This is a genomic window from Streptomyces sp. NPDC049887, assembly GCF_040656535.1.
GTDB lineage: Bacteria > Actinomycetota > Actinomycetes > Streptomycetales > Streptomycetaceae > Streptomyces.
The window spans coordinates 217,961-233,788 of the sequence record NZ_JBFAMM010000003.1 but is presented as its reverse complement, the minus strand read 5'-3'; the positions used below and the strand labels follow the sequence as shown (position 1 = coordinate 233,788).

17 protein-coding genes are annotated in these 15,828 nt (G+C 69.5%); 16 read left to right on the top strand and 1 reads right to left on the bottom strand.

Going from position 1 to position 15,828, the window contains the following annotated elements; all coding sequences use genetic code 11:
* Positions 1-135: 135 nt before the first annotated feature.
* From arc to prcA, 6 genes are all read left to right on the top strand, one after another.
* Entirely contained in the window at positions 136-1,902 is a 1,767-nt protein-coding gene (arc, locus tag AB0J10_RS05245) for a proteasome ATPase (RefSeq protein WP_363057973.1), read from the top strand.
* 270 nt (positions 1,903-2,172) lie between these two features.
* Positions 2,173-3,684 carry a depupylase/deamidase Dop gene (gene dop, locus AB0J10_RS05240; RefSeq protein WP_363057971.1) on the top strand — a complete coding sequence of 504 codons (1,512 nt, stop codon included), beginning with the start codon at positions 2,173-2,175 and terminating at the stop codon, positions 3,682-3,684.
* A 132-nt stretch (positions 3,685-3,816) separates the two neighbouring features.
* Positions 3,817-4,035 (top strand): ubiquitin-like protein Pup, encoded by a 219-nt coding sequence (locus AB0J10_RS05235; RefSeq protein WP_269732650.1) that lies wholly within the window; start codon positions 3,817-3,819, stop codon positions 4,033-4,035.
* 242 nt (positions 4,036-4,277) lie between these two features.
* The gene (locus AB0J10_RS05230) at positions 4,278-4,631 is read left to right on the top strand and encodes an endonuclease VII domain-containing protein (RefSeq protein ID WP_363057968.1); all 354 of its coding nucleotides are present in this window, start codon (positions 4,278-4,280) and stop codon (positions 4,629-4,631) included.
* Positions 4,583-5,428, top strand: a complete 846-nt coding sequence (prcB, locus tag AB0J10_RS05225) for a proteasome subunit beta (protein ID WP_363057966.1) — start codon at positions 4,583-4,585, stop codon at positions 5,426-5,428. Before AB0J10_RS05230 ends, prcB begins: the two co-directional genes overlap by 49 nt.
* A gap of 62 nt (positions 5,429-5,490) precedes the next feature.
* On the top strand, positions 5,491-6,252 hold the full coding sequence (gene prcA / locus AB0J10_RS05220) for a proteasome subunit alpha (protein WP_363057964.1): 762 nt from the start codon (positions 5,491-5,493) through the stop codon (positions 6,250-6,252).
* Between the two features lie 165 nt (positions 6,253-6,417).
* Here the strand turns inward: prcA and AB0J10_RS05215 are convergent, their stop codons facing one another.
* Positions 6,418-7,449 (bottom strand): LacI family DNA-binding transcriptional regulator, encoded by a 1,032-nt coding sequence (locus AB0J10_RS05215; protein WP_363057962.1) that lies wholly within the window; start codon positions 7,447-7,449, stop codon positions 6,418-6,420.
* Between the two features lie 142 nt (positions 7,450-7,591).
* Here AB0J10_RS05215 and AB0J10_RS05210 point away from each other — a divergent pair, with 142 nt between their 5' ends.
* The 10 genes from AB0J10_RS05210 (at position 7,592) to tatC (ending at position 15,771) form a co-directional block, all read left to right on the top strand.
* Complete coding sequence (locus tag AB0J10_RS05210) at positions 7,592-8,863, top strand: MFS transporter (RefSeq protein WP_363057959.1); 1,272 nt, start codon at positions 7,592-7,594, stop codon at positions 8,861-8,863.
* Between the two features lie 9 nt (positions 8,864-8,872).
* A complete protein-coding gene (pafA, locus tag AB0J10_RS05205; protein WP_138056207.1) occupies positions 8,873-10,234 on the top strand; it encodes a Pup--protein ligase in 1,362 nt (453 codons plus the stop codon).
* A 137-nt stretch (positions 10,235-10,371) separates the two neighbouring features.
* Positions 10,372-11,304, top strand: a complete 933-nt coding sequence (locus AB0J10_RS05200) for an FKBP-type peptidyl-prolyl cis-trans isomerase (RefSeq protein WP_363057957.1) — start codon at positions 10,372-10,374, stop codon at positions 11,302-11,304.
* A gap of 43 nt (positions 11,305-11,347) precedes the next feature.
* Positions 11,348-11,722: an FKBP-type peptidyl-prolyl cis-trans isomerase gene (locus tag AB0J10_RS05195; RefSeq protein WP_262004066.1), complete on the top strand. Its 375-nt coding sequence runs from the start codon at positions 11,348-11,350 to the stop codon at positions 11,720-11,722.
* A gap of 121 nt (positions 11,723-11,843) precedes the next feature.
* Positions 11,844-12,800 (top strand): WYL domain-containing protein, encoded by a 957-nt coding sequence (locus AB0J10_RS05190; protein WP_363057955.1) that lies wholly within the window; start codon positions 11,844-11,846, stop codon positions 12,798-12,800.
* Positions 12,801-12,817: 17 nt separating this feature from the next.
* A complete protein-coding gene (locus AB0J10_RS05185; protein ID WP_363057953.1) occupies positions 12,818-13,774 on the top strand; it encodes a WYL domain-containing protein in 957 nt (318 codons plus the stop codon).
* A gap of 27 nt (positions 13,775-13,801) precedes the next feature.
* Complete coding sequence (locus tag AB0J10_RS05180; protein ID WP_363057951.1) at positions 13,802-14,056, top strand: hypothetical protein; 255 nt, start codon at positions 13,802-13,804, stop codon at positions 14,054-14,056.
* Between the two features lie 25 nt (positions 14,057-14,081).
* Positions 14,082-14,279 carry a hypothetical protein gene (locus AB0J10_RS05175; protein ID WP_363057949.1) on the top strand — a complete coding sequence of 66 codons (198 nt, stop codon included), beginning with the start codon at positions 14,082-14,084 and terminating at the stop codon, positions 14,277-14,279.
* A gap of 211 nt (positions 14,280-14,490) precedes the next feature.
* Entirely contained in the window at positions 14,491-14,781 is a 291-nt protein-coding gene (gene tatA, locus AB0J10_RS05170; RefSeq protein ID WP_269731319.1) for a Sec-independent protein translocase subunit TatA, read from the top strand.
* 42 nt (positions 14,782-14,823) lie between these two features.
* Complete coding sequence (gene tatC / locus AB0J10_RS05165) at positions 14,824-15,771, top strand: twin-arginine translocase subunit TatC (protein ID WP_363057946.1); 948 nt, start codon at positions 14,824-14,826, stop codon at positions 15,769-15,771.
* Positions 15,772-15,828 lie beyond the last annotated feature (57 nt).

The window sequence follows — 15,828 nt, the reverse complement described above, 5'->3', positions numbered from 1 at the left end:
TCCCCTGGCGTGAGGGGCAGCGCAAGGGTGAAGATCGGACACACCCCTTCCGTCTTTGTGATCTAGGGGTTTCAATCACCACCCACCCAGGTAGGGTCAGGAAGCGTCCAGCTCCCCTTGGAGGAGGTGAGGACCGTGGCAGCCCACGACGACGACAACAACCGCGGCTTCCGGCCGGGGCGGGGGTCTGAGGACCCCGCCGGCCAGGTCGCCTATCTCGAGCAGGAAATCGCCGTCCTGCGCCGCAAGCTCGCCGACTCTCCGCGTCACACGAGGATTCTCGAGGAGCGGATCGTCGAGCTGCAGACGAACCTGGCCGGCGTGTCCGCTCAGAACGAACGACTGGCGAACACGCTCCGTGAGGCCCGGGACCAGATCGTGGCCCTCAAGGAAGAGGTCGACCGGCTCGCGCAGCCGCCTGCCGGCTTCGGTGTCTTCCTGCAGGCCAACGAGGACGGTACCGCCGACATCTTCACCGGGGGCCGCAAGCTCCGGGTGAACGTCAGCCCCGGTGTCGAGGCCGAAGAGCTCCGGCGCGGCCAGGAGGTCATGCTCAACGAGGCGCTCAACGTGGTCGAGGCCATGGAGTACGAGCGCACCGGGGACATCGTCACCCTCAAGGAGATCCTCGAGGACGGCGAGCGGGCCCTGGTGATCGGGCACACCGACGAGGAACGGGTGGTGCGGCTCGCCGAGCCGCTGCTGGACGTCACCATCCGCCCCGGCGACGCCCTGCTGCTCGAGCCCAGGTCCGGGTACGTGTACGAGGTCGTGCCCAAGAGCGAGGTCGAGGAGCTGGTCCTCGAAGAGGTCCCCGACGTCGACTACGACAAGATCGGCGGCCTCGGCGGCCAGATCGAGATGATCCGGGACGCCGTCGAGCTCCCGTACCTGTACCCCGACCTCTTCAAGGAGCACGAACTGCGGCCGCCGAAGGGCATCCTGCTCTACGGTCCGCCCGGATGCGGCAAGACGCTGATCGCCAAAGCCGTCGCCAACTCCCTTGCCAAGAAGGTCGCCGAGGTGACCGGCCAGCCCGCGGGGAAGAGCTACTTCCTCAACATCAAGGGCCCCGAGCTCCTCAACAAGTACGTCGGCGAGACCGAGCGGCACATCCGCCTGGTCTTCCAGCGTGCGCGTGAGAAGGCCGGTGAGGGTACACCCGTCATTGTCTTCTTCGACGAGATGGAGTCCCTCTTCCGCACCCGCGGCTCCGGTGTCAGCTCCGACGTCGAGAACACGATCGTTCCCCAGCTGCTCGCCGAGATCGACGGTGTGGAGGGCCTGGAGAACGTGATTGTGATCGGCGCCTCCAACCGCGAGGACATGATCGACCCCGCGATCCTGCGACCGGGCCGGCTCGACGTCAAGATCAAGATCGAGCGTCCGGACGCGGAGGCCGCGAAGGACATCTTCGCGAAGTACCTCACGCCTTCGCTGCCGCTGCACTCGGACGACCTCTCCGAGCACACCGGCTCGAAGGAGGCAGCCGTCCAGGGCATGATCCAGTCCGTCGTGGAGCAGATGTACGCGGAATCCGAGGAGAACCGCTTCCTCGAGGTCACGTACGCCAACGGCGACAAGGAAGTCCTGTACTTCAAGGACTTCAATTCCGGCGCCATGATCCAGAACATTGTGGACCGGGCGAAGAAAATGGCCATCAAGGCCTTCCTCGACCACAACCAGAAGGGTCTCCGCGTCGCGCACCTGCTCCAGGCCTGCGTCGACGAATTCAAGGAGAACGAGGACCTGCCGAACACCACGAACCCGGACGACTGGGCCCGGATCTCCGGAAAGAAGGGCGAGCGGATCGTCTTCATCCGCACCCTCGTCACCGGAAAGCAGGGCGCGGACACCGGACGCTCCATCGACACGGTGGCGAACACCGGTCAATACCTGTAGATCGCAGCCCGGCTGCGGATGTCCTGGGGCTCCCCTTGCAAATCGGGGGAGGGCATCCGCAGCCGGCTGCTTTCCGAGTGGTTCCGGACGGGTAATCGCACCACACGGAGCAATGACCGAAATGATCTCCCCACCAGCGCAGAGGCGTTCTAGGCTCGTCCGTACCGCCGCGTCGCGCCGTGCGGGGACGGGCACCGCACACGCAACGGAGAACGAGCGGTACTTGAGCGCCGCTCCCGGACGGGAGCGCCGCCGGGCAAGGAGGGCCGCATGACCGTACGGCGAGTAATGGGCATCGAGACGGAGTACGGGATCTCCGTCCCCGGCCACCCGAACGCCAATGCCATGCTCACCTCGTCCCAGATCGTCAACGCCTACGCGGCGGCGATGCACCGGGCGCGCCGCGCCCGCTGGGACTTCGAGGAGGAGAATCCCCTGCGGGACGCCCGGGGCTTCGACCTGGCCCGCGAGGCCGCGGACTCCAGCCAGCTCACCGACGAGGACATCGGCCTGGCCAACGTGATCCTCACCAACGGCGCCCGGCTCTACGTGGACCACGCCCACCCCGAGTACAGCGCCCCAGAGGTCACCAATCCGCGCGACGCCGTGCTCTGGGACAAGGCCGGCGAGCGGATCATGGCGGAGGCCGCCGAGCGCGCCGCACAGCTGCCCGGCGCCCAGCCCATCCACCTGTACAAGAACAACACCGACAACAAGGGCGCGTCCTACGGCACGCACGAGAACTACCTGATGAAGCGGGAGACCCCCTTCTCGGACATCGTGCGGCACCTGACGCCCTTCTTCGTGTCCCGGCAGGTCGTGACCGGAGCCGGCCGGGTCGGGATCGGCCAGGACGGCCACGAGCACGGCTTCCAGATCAGCCAGCGGGCCGACTACTTCGAGGTGGAGGTGGGCCTGGAGACCACCCTGAAGCGGCCCATCATCAACACCCGGGACGAGCCGCACGCCGACGCGGAGAAGTACCGCCGGCTCCATGTGATCATCGGCGACGCGAACCTGTCCGAGATCTCGACCTACCTCAAGCTCGGTACGACGGCCCTGGTGCTGTCGATGATCGAGGACGGTTTCATCAACGTCGACCTGGCCGTCGACCAGCCCGTGCGCACGCTGCACCAGGTCTCCCACGACCCGACGCTGCAGCGGCTGGTCACCCTGCGCAGCGGCCGGACGCTCACCGCGGTCCAGCTGCAGATGGAGTACTTCGAACTGGCGCGCAAGTACGTCGAGGACCGCTTCGGAGTGGACGCGGACGAACAGACCAAGGACGTCCTGGTGCGCTGGGAGGACACGCTCAACCGGCTGGAGAACGACCCGATGAGCCTGTCGGGCGAGCTGGACTGGGTCGCCAAGAGGGAGATCCTGGAGGGCTACCGCAGGCGCGACAACCTCGACTGGGACGCGGCCCGGCTGCATCTCGTGGACCTGCAGTACGCGGACGTGCGCCCCGAGAAAGGGCTCTACAACCGCCTGGCGGCCCGCGGCAGGATGAAGCGGCTGCTGGACGAGTCCGACGTCGAGCGGGCCGAGAGCAAGCCTCCCGAGGACACCAGGGCGTATTTCCGCGGGCGCTGCCTGGAGCAGTACGCGGACGACGTGGCCGCCGCCTCCTGGGATTCGGTGATCTTCGATCTGCCGGGGCGGGACTCCCTGCAGCGCGTACCGACGCTGGAACCGTTGCGTGGTACACGTAACCATGTCAAGGAGCTCCTTGACCGGTGCCGGACGGCGGAGGACCTGGTCCGCGTCCTCTCCGGGGGCTGAAACGGCCCGCGTCCGGGAATCATGGAGGTGGGCCCCGAACGTTGAGGAAAGTGCGGGGCCGATGTCGGACCCTCCTTGTAGGGTCTGATCTTGAGTCCGAACCATGCGGGCGAACCGAGCGGGGTGAGGGATATGGCGACCAAGGACACCGGCGGCGGGCAGCAGCGGGCGACGCGCTCCACCGAGGAGGTCGAGGAGCAGGCTCAGGAGGCGCAGGCCTCCGAGGACCTCAAGGAGCGCCAGGAGAAGCTGTCCGACGACGTCGACTCCGTGCTGGACGAGATCGACGACGTCCTGGAAGAAAATGCAGAGGACTTCGTTCGGAGTTTTGTGCAAAAGGGCGGTCAGTAGGTAAATGTCCAAAATGGACATTGAGAAAAACTGCTCAACCTGCCAGAAGGTGCTTCCGGCCAGCGTATTCGCGTCGAACAGGTCGCGGCCCGACGGGCCCCGGACCACTTGCCGCGAATGCGCTGCCGATCACTACCGAGGCCGTCGGACAGCTCAGGGTGGGACGGTCCGCATCGAGGTCGATGTCCCTGGCCGCAAGGAGTGCCGGACCTGCGGCGAGGTGAAGCGCCACAGCGAACGGCATGCGCAACGCGGCCGCATCCGATGGCCTCTCGACGCGCTGCAAAGCGTGCAGGGCCATCCAGGGCCGTCAGGGACATCTGAAGCGCCAGTACGGCATCACAGAGGCCGAGCGCAACGTCATGAACTCGTTGCAGACGGGTGTCTGCGTGATCTGTCCGTCCGCTCCTCCAGCGCATGTGGATCACTGTCATGAGACGGGTAGGGTCCGTGGCGTACTGTGCTTCAACTGCAATTCGGCCATCGGCAAGTTGGGAGACGATCCCGACACGGTCCGGCGGGCTGCCGCCTACTTGGAAGGAACCTCGTGGAAGCCAACCCTCGTAGCACCGGGCGTCTACCGGCTGCCTTCCTGACGCCCGGCTCCTCGTCCTTCATGGACTTCCTCGGCGAGCACTCTCCCGAGCTGCTCCCGGGCAAGCGCGTCCTGCCTCCGGTGCAGGGCGTGATCGAGGCACCCCACGGCACGACGATCGTCGCCGCCTCGTTCCCCGGCGGAGTGGTGCTCGCCGGTGACCGCCGGGCCACCATGGGCAACATGATCGCCCAGCGCGACATCGAGAAGGTCTTCCCGGCCGACGAGTACTCCGCCGTCGGCATCGCCGGCACCGCCGGCCTGGCGGTGGAGATGGTCAAGCTGTTTCAGCTCGAGCTGGAGCACTTCGAGAAGGTGGAGGGCGCCCAGCTCTCCCTCGAGGGCAAGGCGAACCGCCTGTCCACGATGATCCGCAGCAATCTCGGCATGGCCATGCAGGGCCTGGCGGTGGTCCCGCTCTTCGCCGGCTGGGACGTCGACCGGGAGAAGGGCCGGATCTTCTCCTACGACGTCACCGGCGGCCGTTCCGAGGAGCACGGCTACGCCGCGACCGGTTCCGGGTCGATCTTCGCCCGCGGGTCGATGAAGAAGCTCTTCCGCGAGGACCTGACCGAGGAGCAGGCGCTCACCCTGGTCATCCAGGCGCTCTACGACGCGGCCGACGAGGACTCCGCCACGGGCGGGCCCGACGTGGGACGCCGCATCTACCCGATCGTCACCGTCATCACCGACGAGGGTTTCCGCAAACTGACCGAGGCCGAGGCCTCCGAGATCGCCCACGCGGTCCTGGAGCGCCGGAGGGAGCAGCCCGACGGCCCGAGGGCCTCGCTGCTCTGATTTTCCCCAGGGCACCGCTGGGCGGTGACTCCTCGCCACTGACAGAAAGGGACGGATAGCCGGTGTCGACGCCGTTCTATGTCTCACCACAGCAGGCGATGGCCGACCGGGCGGAATACGCCCGCAAGGGCATCGCGCGCGGCCGCAGCCTGGTCGTGATGCAGTACGCCGACGGCATCGTGTTCGTCGGCGAGAACCCGTCCCGCGCGCTGCACAAGTTCAGCGAGATCTACGACCGGATCGGCTTCGCCGCGGCCGGCAAGTACAACGAGTACGAGAACCTGCGCATCGGCGGCGTCCGCTACGCCGACCTGCGCGGCTACACCTACGACCGCGACGACGTGACGGCCCGCGGCCTCGCGAACGTCTACGCGCAGACACTGGGCACGATCTTCTCCAGCGCCGGGGAGAAGCCGTACGAGGTCGAACTGGTCGTCGCCGAGGTGGGCACCTCACCGGAGGGCGACCAGATCTACCGGCTGCCGCACGACGGCTCGATCGTGGACGAGCACGGCTCGGTCGCGGTCGGCGGCAACGCCGAGCAGATCAGCTCCTTCCTCGACCAGCGGCACCGTGACGGGATGTCCCTCGCGGAGGCGCTGAAGCTCGCCGTGCAGGCCCTGTCCCGGGACACCAACGGTGGCGAGCGGGAGATCCCCGCTGAGCGCCTGGAGGTCGCGGTACTGGACCGCACCCGTCCCCAGCAGCGCAAGTTCAAGCGGATCGTGGGCCGCCAGCTCTCGCGCCTGCTCGGGGCCGACGACGCCGCCTCCGCCCCGACGGAGTCACCGTCGGACGAGGAGACCCCGGAGGACGAGGCGTAGCCCGCGCTCCGTCCCTCCTCTGCGCCCTGCCCGCGGTCCGTGGGCAGGGCGCGGGCGTGTGCGGGGCGGGAGACGGCACCGCCGGGGCCCGCGGACGTGTCCCCACGGCCGACGGGCGCGAGTCCGCTCCGAGACCTGGATGTGCCTGCGGCGCCGGGCGCGCCCTCAGGCCGTCGGCGCGGGACCCGTGGAGCCCCGGGGGACGAGGGTGACCGGGAGGGCGCCGGAGGCCGGGGGACGGGACGCCAGGACGTCGAGGAGTGCGGTCATGCCGGCCTGGCCGATCCGTTCGGCCGGGAGGCGGACCGTGGTGAGCTCCGGCTCCACCGCCGTCGCCAGCGCCAGATCGTCGAAACCGGTCACCGAGACGTCCTCAGGCACCCGCAGCCCCAGGCGGCGGACCGCCTTGCAGGCCCCGGCCGCGAGGATGTCGTCGTCGCAGACCAGGGCGGTGGGCCGCGGTCCCGGACCGGTCAGCGTCCGCCGTGCCACCTCCATCGCACCGAACACGTCGAGCGGCGACGGAACCGTCCGCAGCTGCGTCTCCGGCACTGCCCGAAGGGCCGCCTCCAGGGCCCGGGCCCGCACCTCGAAGGTCCAGGACGGCACCGCGGAGGCGAGATGGACGAAGCGGCGGTGCCCGAGGCCGAGCAGATGGTCCGTCACCTGCCGCATGCCGTCCGCGACGTCCAGGTTCACATGGGCCGCTGACCCCGGGGCGGCAGGGTCGCTGTCCAGCATCACCAGCGGCAGATCGGAACCGCGGATCGCGTCCAGCGCACCGACCGCCATCGAGGAGGCGATCACCCCGTCCAGGGCGGAACGCGCCGACGCGAAGGGGTCCCTGGCGGGTCCCACGCCCTCGGGGGAGGGGTACAGCACCACACCGAAGCCGTGCTCGGCGGCCACCGCGGCGGCGCCCCCGTACACGCGCGCGAAGAACTCGTTGGTCAGGGCGGGCACCACCAGCAGCGCCGTCCGCGTCCGGCCGAGCCGCAGGTTGCGGGCGGCGAGATTCGGCCGGTAGCCGAGGTCGGACGCCGCGTCGCGCACCAGCCCGGCGGTGCGCTCGGACACCCGGCCGCGCCACTTCCCACCCAGCACCAGGGAAACCGTGGCCTGGGACACCCCGGCCGCGCGCGCCACGTCCCTGCTGGTCGGTCGCGCTCCGCCGGCGGCGGGCTCCCGGGTCTGCACAATCGCCTCCGCGCCAGGTCCCCTGCGCCGCGGGAGTGGACTCGCGGCATCTGACATGGTACGTATGACGCAGCAAGTTATACGTAAAACTTCCCTGGTCCGGACGAGAGCGGGCCAGGGCGGGAGCAAAGAGGCGGAAGCGATGGGCGCCGGAGCATCCGGGTACATGGACATCCTCAAGGCCCCCCACGCGGCACGCCTGCTCGCGGGCACGCTCGTGGGCCGGCTGCCGAACGGGGTCGCGCACATCGCGATCGTGCTCTTCACCCGGGCCGAGGGCGGCAGCTACACACTCGCCGGCGCCCTCGCGGCCGTCTACGGACTGACCACCGCTGCGGGCCAGCCGCTCCTCGGCCGCCTGGTCGACCTGCACGGGCAGCCCCGTGTCCAGCTTCCCGCCGCCGTCCTGTCGGGTCTCGGCATGGCCGTCCTCGCGGTGGCGGGCACCGGCTCGCTGCCCGTGGCCTACGCCGCCGTCGCCGTCGCCGGGTTCTTCACCCCGCCGCTCGAAGGCGGGCTCCGCGCCCTCTGGCCGGACGTCCTCGGCCACCGGGAGGACCGGGTGCACCGTGCCTACGCCATGGACGCGATAGCCCAGGAAGTCATGTTCACGGTCGGTCCGTTGCTCGTCACACTGCTGGTCTGGCTGATGTCGCCGGCCGCCTCGCTGCTGGTCGTCAACGCGCTGGGCGTGCTCGGCGCACTCTCGGTGGTGGTCTCCGGGCCCTCCCGAGCCTGGCGCTCGGCCCCCCGCGAGGCCCACTGGCTCGGCGCCCTGCGCTCGCCGGGGCTGCTCGCCCTGCTCGGCTCCTTCTTCTTCGTCGGCCTGGCCCTCGGTTCGATCACGGTCGCCGCCTTCGCCTACGCCGACGGCCGCGGTGGTGACGCGGTGTACGGCTGGTTCATGGCGGCCCTCGGCCTCGGCGCCCTGGTCGGCGGCGTCGCCTACGGCGCACGAGACTGGGCCGGCGCGCCCGAGCGGCGGCTGCGGGTCATCACCGGGCTGCTGGCGCTGGGCTATCTGCCGCTGATGCTCACCCCGGGCGTTCCCGCGATGACCGCGCTCGGCGTCGTCTCGGGGCTGTTCCTCGCACCCGCGATCGCCTGCGCCTTCATCGTCGTCGACCGGCACGCGCCCCGCGGGACCGTCACCGAGGCGTTCTCCTGGCTGGTGACCACTTTCGGCGTCGGCGCGGCCGTCGGCACGGCGGCCGCCGGCCCGGCCGTGGAATTCGGCGGGACCACCGCCGGCTTCGCCGTCGCCGGCTGCGGGGGGATCACCGCACTGCTCGTCCTGCTGACCACCGGACGGGTCCTCGCAGCTCCCGGTCGTGGGGCGAGCATGGCGTCCGCGGATGAAAATGATCGAAGCGGTGCCGTCGAACCCGGTTTCAGCTCAGGCCATCGGGCGTAATGTTCCCTCATGGACCGCCGCATTTTCGGGCTGGAGAACGAGTACGGCGTCACGTGCACGTTCAGGGGACAGCGCCGACTGTCACCTGACGAAGTGGCGCGCTACCTCTTCCGCCGAGTCGTGTCATGGGGCCGCAGCAGCAATGTCTTCCTGCGCAACGGGGCCCGCCTCTACCTCGACGTGGGTTCGCATCCGGAATACGCAACTCCCGAATGCGACAACGTGACCGAACTGGTCACCCACGACAAGGCCGGGGAACGCATCCTCGAAGGCCTGCTCGTCGACGCCGAACGCCGCCTGCACGAGGAGGGAATCGCGGGCGACGTCTATCTCTTCAAGAACAACACCGATTCGGCCGGAAACTCCTACGGATGCCACGAGAACTACCTCGTGGCACGGCACGGAGAGTTCTCCCGGCTCGCGGACATCCTGATTCCGTTCCTCGTCACCCGCCAGCTGCTCTGCGGGGCGGGAAAGGTCCTCCAGACCCCGCGCGGCGCGGTGTACTGCGTCAGCCAGCGCGCCGAGCACATCTGGGAGGGCGTCAGCTCCGCGACCACCCGCTCCCGGCCCATCATCAACACCCGGGACGAGCCGCACGCGGACGCCGAGCGGTACCGCCGTCTGCACGTCATCGTCGGCGACTCCAACATGTCGGAGACGACGATGCTGCTCAAGGTCGGCGCCACCGACCTGGTGCTGCGCATGATCGAGGCGGGCACGGTCATGCGCGACCTGACGCTGGAGAACCCGATCCGGGCCATCCGCGAGGTCAGCCACGACATCACCGGCCGCCGCAAGGTGCGTCTGGCCAGCGGACGTGAGGCCTCCGCACTGGAGGTCCAGCGCGAGTACTACGAGAAGGCCGTGGACTTCGTCGACCGCCGGGGCATCCGCACCGGCACGGTGGCGCAGGTCCTGGAGCTCTGGGGCCGCACCCTCGACGCCATCGAGCAGGAGGACCTCGACAGGATCGGCACCGAGATCGACTGGGTGATGAAGTACAAGCTCATCGAACGGTACCGGGCCAAGCACAACATGACGATGTCCCACCCGAGGGTCGCTCAGATAGACCTCGCCTACCACGACATCCACCGCCGGCGCGGGCTCTACTACCTGCTGGAGAAGAAGGGCCAGGCGACCCGGATCTGCAACGACCTCAAGATCTTCGAGGGCAAGTCCGTGCCCCCGCAGACCACCAGGGCGCGGCTGCGCGGCGACTTCATTCGCCGGGCCCAGGAGCAGCGGCGGGACTTCACCGTCGACTGGGTGCACCTCAAGCTCAACGACCAGGCACAGCGCACCGTGTTGTGCAAGGACCCGTTCCGTTCCGTCGACGACCGGGTGGAGAAGCTGATCGCCGGTATGTAGCGGCCGGTCCCGCCCCGCCGCAGCGCCGCGGGGCGGGCCGGGAACGTCACCCGGGCCCCGTACGTTTCTCGTGCGGGGCCCGTGGCACGGCCTAGAGTGTCGACCGACCGATGTGCCGTCTGAGATCTGAGGAACACGTGCGCCGACTTGCCGGCCTGCTCGTCGTGCCCCTGCTGCTGCTCTCCACAGCGGCCTGTGGCGACGACAAGGGCTCCACTTCCGCCCAGCCGTCGAACGGACTGCCCGCCATCACCGCGGGTGCCGAGTTCGGCGAGAAGCCCACGCTCGCCAAGGGCGAGGGTGAGCCGCCCAAGGACCTCAAGGTCGAGGTCCTCAGCGAGGGCAAGGGCCAGGTCCTCAAGAAGGGCGACCAGGCCCAGGTCGACTACCTCGGCCAGGTGTGGGACGGCGACAAGCCGTTCGACAACAGCTTCGACCGGGGCGAGCCCTTCGCCGTGACGATCGGTGGCGGCGGCGTCATCGAGGGCTGGCAGAAGGCTCTCGACGGCAAGAAGGTCGGCAGCCGTCTCGAGGTGTCCATCCCGCCGTCGCTCGCCTACGGCAGCAGCGGCCAGGGCGACATTCCGCCGAACGCCACGCTCGTGTTCGTCATGGACATCGTCAAGGGCACGACGCTCCCCGTGTCCGCCAAGGGCACCGAGGTCGCCCAGGACAACATCGACCTGCCCAAGGTCGGGACCAACACCGACGGCAAGGCGCCTTCCATCACCGTGCCGAAGAAGCCCGCCCCGACCAAGCTGGTCTCCAACTACGTCATCGAGGGCAGCGGTGCCGCGGTCAAGGCCGACGACACGGTGGCCGTCCAGTACAAGGGCGTCCTGTGGAAGGACGGCAAGGAGTTCGACAGCAGCTACTCCAAGGGCGCTCCCGTCACCTTCCCGCTCTCCGGCGTGATCCCGGGCTGGTCGAAGGGCCTGGAGGGCAAGAAGGTCGGCAGCCGGGTGCTGCTCGTGGTGCCGCCGGACATGGCCTACGGCGACCAGGCCCAGGGCCCCATCCCGGCGAAGTCCACGCTGGTCTTCTCCGTCGACGTCCTGGCGGTTCTGTAAGACTGTCGCCGTCGACTCGCACAGAGAACGCAAGGAGCAACACGTGAGCATCGAGAAGCCCGAGATCGACTTCCCGGGCGGCGAGCCGCCGGCCGACCTTGAGATCAAGGACATCTGGGAGGGCGACGGTCCCGAGGCCAAGGCGGGCGACACCGTCTCCGTCCACTACGTGGGCGTGGCCTTCTCCACGGGCGAGGAGTTCGACGCCTCCTGGAACCGCGGCACCCCGCTGCAGTTCCAGCTCGGCGTCGGCCAGGTCATCCAGGGCTGGGACAAGGGAGTGCAGGGGATGAAGGTCGGTGGCCGCCGCCAGCTGACCATCCCGGCACACCTCGCCTACGGAGACCGCGGCGCCGGTGGCGGCCGTATCGCCCCGGGCGAGACGCTGATCTTCGTCTGCGACCTGGTCGCGATCTGATCGCGAGCGGTCCGATGGGGCCCATGCCCGTACGGGCATGGGCCCCACGCTTTTGCGACGACGCTCCGTAGCGGTAGGTTCGACGATCAGAGGAACGGTGAGGAAGGGCGGAAGGGCGTCGATGGCCATTGCCAAGGCCGAGCGGCTGATGAACCTGGCGCTGTGTCTGCTCGGGACACGCCGGCCGCTCAGCAAGCGGGAGCTGCGCGGCTCCATCGAGGCCTACATGGAAGCCGCCTCCGACGACGCCTTCAACCGGATGTTCGAGCGCGACAAGGACGACCTTCGCGAACTCGGGCTCGTCATCGCCACTGTGGACAACCTCGACGGCGAGACCGGCTATCTCGCCCGCCGCGACTCCAACCGGCTGCCCCCCATCACCCTCGACGCCGAGGAGGCGGCGGCGCTCGGCCTGGCCGCCAAGGTGTGGCAGCAGGCACGGCTCGCCGGAGCGGCCAGCGGCGCCCTGCAGAAGTTGCGCGCCGCCGGGATGCCGGAGGCGGAGGGCCTGTACGAGGCCCAGCACAGCGCCCTTGAGCCGCGCATCCCCGTCCACGAGACGGCATTCGAGCCCCTGATGCTCGCCTGCCGGGATCGGCGCCCCGTCGTCTTCGACTACCGCAAGTCCAACGCCGTGCGCCCCGAGACCCGCCATGTCGAGCCCTGGACGCTGGAGTGCTGGCGCGGGCACTGGTACCTCGCGGGCTGGGACCGAGACCGCGGTGCCGAGCGTGTCTTCCGTCTCTCCCGCATCACCGGGAGGGTCCGCTCCCGCGCCGGTTCCTTCACCGCACCCGTGCCCGACGTGGTCACGGTGCGCGAGACGGTCGAGAGCTGGGCCGGCGAGACCGCCACCAGGTCCGCCCGGATCAGGCTGCGGGCGGAGGCGGGCTACCCGCTGCGCGCCCGTGCCTCGTCCGTGCGGGAACTCGGCGACGGCTGGGACGAGTTGGAGATTCCTTACGGGCACGGTCTGGACGCCTGGCTGGTGGAGTTCGGGCCGGACGTCGTCGTGCTGGAGCCCGCGGACCTGCGGGCCGATGTGGTGGACCGGCTGCGTGCCGTGGCCAAGGGCTGAGGGGGACTCGTACAGGCATGGCCGCGAACGCCATCGACCAGACCCGGCGGATGCTCTCGCTGGTGACCTATCTGCGCGAACGTCCCGGGGCGCGGGTCGGGGACGTCGCCCGGGCCTTCGGGATCACCGAGGACGAGCTGATCTCCGACCTCGATGTCCTGCCCATGTGCGGGACCAGCTTCCGCGGCGGCGATCTCCTCGACATCGACACCGACGGTGAGCGCATCTGGTGGCACAACCCGGACGATGTCGCCGAGCCGCTCCGGCTGGCCGCCGACGAGGCGACCGCGCTCCTGGTCGCCGCGCGGGCCGTCGCGACGCTGCCCGGGCTGCGGGAGAGCGACCGCGAGGCGCTGGTGCGGGCCACCGCGAAGCTGGAGGCCGCGGCCGGCGAGTCCGCGGGCGCCAGTTCCCGGCTCTCCGTGACCTTCGAATCCGAGGGGGGCGTCTTCGCCGACGTCGACCGAGCCATCTCGGAGCGCCGCAGACTGTGGCTCCGCTACTACTCCCCGGCGCGGGACGAGCTCACCGAGCGCGAGGTCGACCCGATCCGGCTCTTCGCCGTCGGCCACACGTACATGGAGGGCTGGTGCTATCTCTCCGAGGCGCGCCGGACCTTCCGGCTCGACCGGGTGGCCGAGATCCGGCTGCTGGACGAGCCGTCGGCACCGCCGGAGACGGAGCTGCGCGATCTGTCGGAGGGGCTGGTGCAGCCTTCGGCGGAGGATCCCGAGGTCGTCGTCGAGGTAGGCCCGGGAGGGCGCTGGGTGGCCGAGTACTACCCGCACGACAGCGCGGAGGAGCAGCCCGACGGCGGGCTGCGGATCAGTCTGCGCACCCCCGACCCGGCGTCCCTGCGGCGGCTCGCGCTCCGACTGGGGCACGACGGCCGGATCGTCTCGCCGCCCGGTCTCGCGGAGAGCGCCCGACGGGCGGCGCGTGAGGCGCTCGCCGCGTACGACAGCCAGGACTGACGGCGACCGATGGGAACCAAGAGGGATATGTCCGTTCTGTACGGTATTCAGGCGCCGAAGGTCCCCATCCTCTTCAAGGCCGCCTGCCCCGACTGCCGGGGCCGCTTCGAACTCGCGGCGGGTGCGCTGCGCCTCGCGATCGGCGCGAGCAGGCGGACCACCTTCTACTCCTTCACCTGCCCCGCGTGCGGGGCCGCCGTCCGCAAGCCCGCGGGGGAGCGGATAGTCGAACTCCTCACCGGGGGCGGCGTGCGGACGCTGCGCCTCCACTCCACCGTCTGACCCCGCCGACCACTAGGCTCTGCCCATGTTCTGGCCCATGCTCGCCATCGCCCTGGGATTCCTCGGGATCGCCGTCCTCGGCGTCCTCGGCGTCCGCGTCTTCCTGGAGGCCCGGCGCCTGGGCCGGCAGGTGGCCGCCACCGCCGCACGCGTCAACCGGGCCGCGGAGGATCTGGAGAGAGCGGCGGCGGGGCTGGCGCGCACGGGCGAGACGCTGCGCTAGGGACAGGCGGTCTCCTCCGGCGGACGGCCCGGAGGTACCCTGCCAGTGGCGGACCCGCTGTCGATTCGGGTCGCAACCGCAGGTACGCATGGGCATTGCCCTGCGTTTACTCCGGCGGGTTACGATCGCTGTCAAGTCGGTGATCGGACTCCTGTCCGACCGCCACCGGGCAGCCCGCCCTTCAGTCGCCTCAGTGAGAAGGAAGTCGCACATGATCGGCAATCTGAAGCCCCTCGAGATCATCCTGATCATCGTGGTGATCCTGTTGCTGTTCGGCGCCAAGAAGCTGCCCGACATGGCTCGTTCGCTGGGCAAGTCCGCCCGGATCCTGAAGAGCGAGGCCAAGGCGATGAAGAAGGACGACGAGCCGGCGGGCGGTCAGACGACGCCGGGCGCCGACCCCGCCGCGCAGAAGGACGCCCCTCGCACCATCCAGGCCGCCCCCGGCGATGTGACGAGCAGCCGTCCGGTCTCGGAGCCGAACCGCACGACCCAGAGCTGATCCGGTTCCCCCGACGGTTCCCGCACGAGACGAGGAAGTGGGTTGCCCAAGTCTGCCCGCAAGCAGGAGAGGGACGCCGAGGGGCGGATGCCTCTCGGAGAACACCTGCGTGAGTTGCGCAACCGGCTGATGAAGTCGGTGCTGGCGATCGTCGTGGTGACGATCGTCGCGGCCTTCTTCCAGAAGGAGATCTTCGAGTTCCTCATGCGGCCGATCCTCGAGTCGGTCGGCTGCGTGAACGGTCAGGTCGTCATGCGGAACGGCCAGCTCTGTGCCGAGATGACGACGCAGGGCCTCCTCTCGCCGTTCACCATCGCGCTGAAGGTCGCCCTCATGGCGGGCGTGCTGGCGGCGACCCCGGTCTGGCTCTACCAGCTCTGGGCATTCGTCGCCCCCGGGCTGCACAACCACGAGAAGCGCTACGCGCTGAGCTTCGTGGCCGCCGGCGTACCGCTCTTCGTGGGCGGCGCCTACCTCGCGTACTCGATCCTGCCGCAGACCGCCGAGATCATGCTCGGCTTCGCCCCTTCCGGCGCGAAGCCGCTGCTGCCGCTGGACGACTATCTGGACCTGATCACCCGCATGGTGATCGTCTTCGGCATCGCCTTCGAACTCCCGCTGCTGCTGATCCTGCTCAACATGACCGGCGTGCTGACCGGCAGGCGGATGCTCCGCTGGTGGCGCGGAATGATCATCGGTCTCACCGCCTTCGCCGCGATCGCCACGCCCGGTGGCGAGCCGATCTCGATGCTGCTCCTGGCCGGCCCCCTGGCCGTCCTCTACTTCCTCGCCGTGGGCTTCTCCTTCCTCAACGACGCCCGCCGCGGACGCAGGAACCCCGACGCCGGCCTGAGCGACGACGAGGCCTCCGAGCTCGACCTCACACCCGAGGCCGTCGGCGAGATCGAGGCCGTCCCCGCCGCCCGCGCGCTCCCCGAACAGCAGAGCGGCGACCGGGACCGCATCAACGGCTACGACGACGTCACCTGATCCCGGACGGACACCCCGGGTCCCGGGGTGTCCGTCCGGGATGTGGGCGCGGAGCGT

Bases quoted from the DNA above. Each gene is read 5' to 3' on its own strand.
- dop (WP_363057971.1), top strand. From the start codon at position 2,173: ATGACCGTACGGCGAGTAATGGGCATCGAGACGGAGTACGGGATCTCC.
- AB0J10_RS05180 (WP_363057951.1), top strand. From the start codon at position 13,802: ATGTCCGTTCTGTACGGTATTCAGGCGCCGAAGGTCCCCATCCTCTTC.
- AB0J10_RS05185 (WP_363057953.1), top strand. From the start codon at position 12,818: ATGGCCGCGAACGCCATCGACCAGACCCGGCGGATGCTCTCGCTGGTG.
- pafA (WP_138056207.1), top strand. From the start codon at position 8,873: ATGGACCGCCGCATTTTCGGGCTGGAGAACGAGTACGGCGTCACGTGC.
- tatA (WP_269731319.1), top strand. From the start codon at position 14,491: ATGATCGGCAATCTGAAGCCCCTCGAGATCATCCTGATCATCGTGGTG.
- AB0J10_RS05230 (WP_363057968.1), top strand. From the start codon at position 4,278: ATGCGCAACGCGGCCGCATCCGATGGCCTCTCGACGCGCTGCAAAGCG.
- AB0J10_RS05235 (WP_269732650.1), top strand. From the start codon at position 3,817: ATGGCGACCAAGGACACCGGCGGCGGGCAGCAGCGGGCGACGCGCTCC.
- AB0J10_RS05190 (WP_363057955.1), top strand. From the start codon at position 11,844: ATGGCCATTGCCAAGGCCGAGCGGCTGATGAACCTGGCGCTGTGTCTG.
- AB0J10_RS05210 (WP_363057959.1), top strand. From the start codon at position 7,592: ATGGGCGCCGGAGCATCCGGGTACATGGACATCCTCAAGGCCCCCCAC.
- AB0J10_RS05175 (WP_363057949.1), top strand. From the start codon at position 14,082: ATGTTCTGGCCCATGCTCGCCATCGCCCTGGGATTCCTCGGGATCGCC.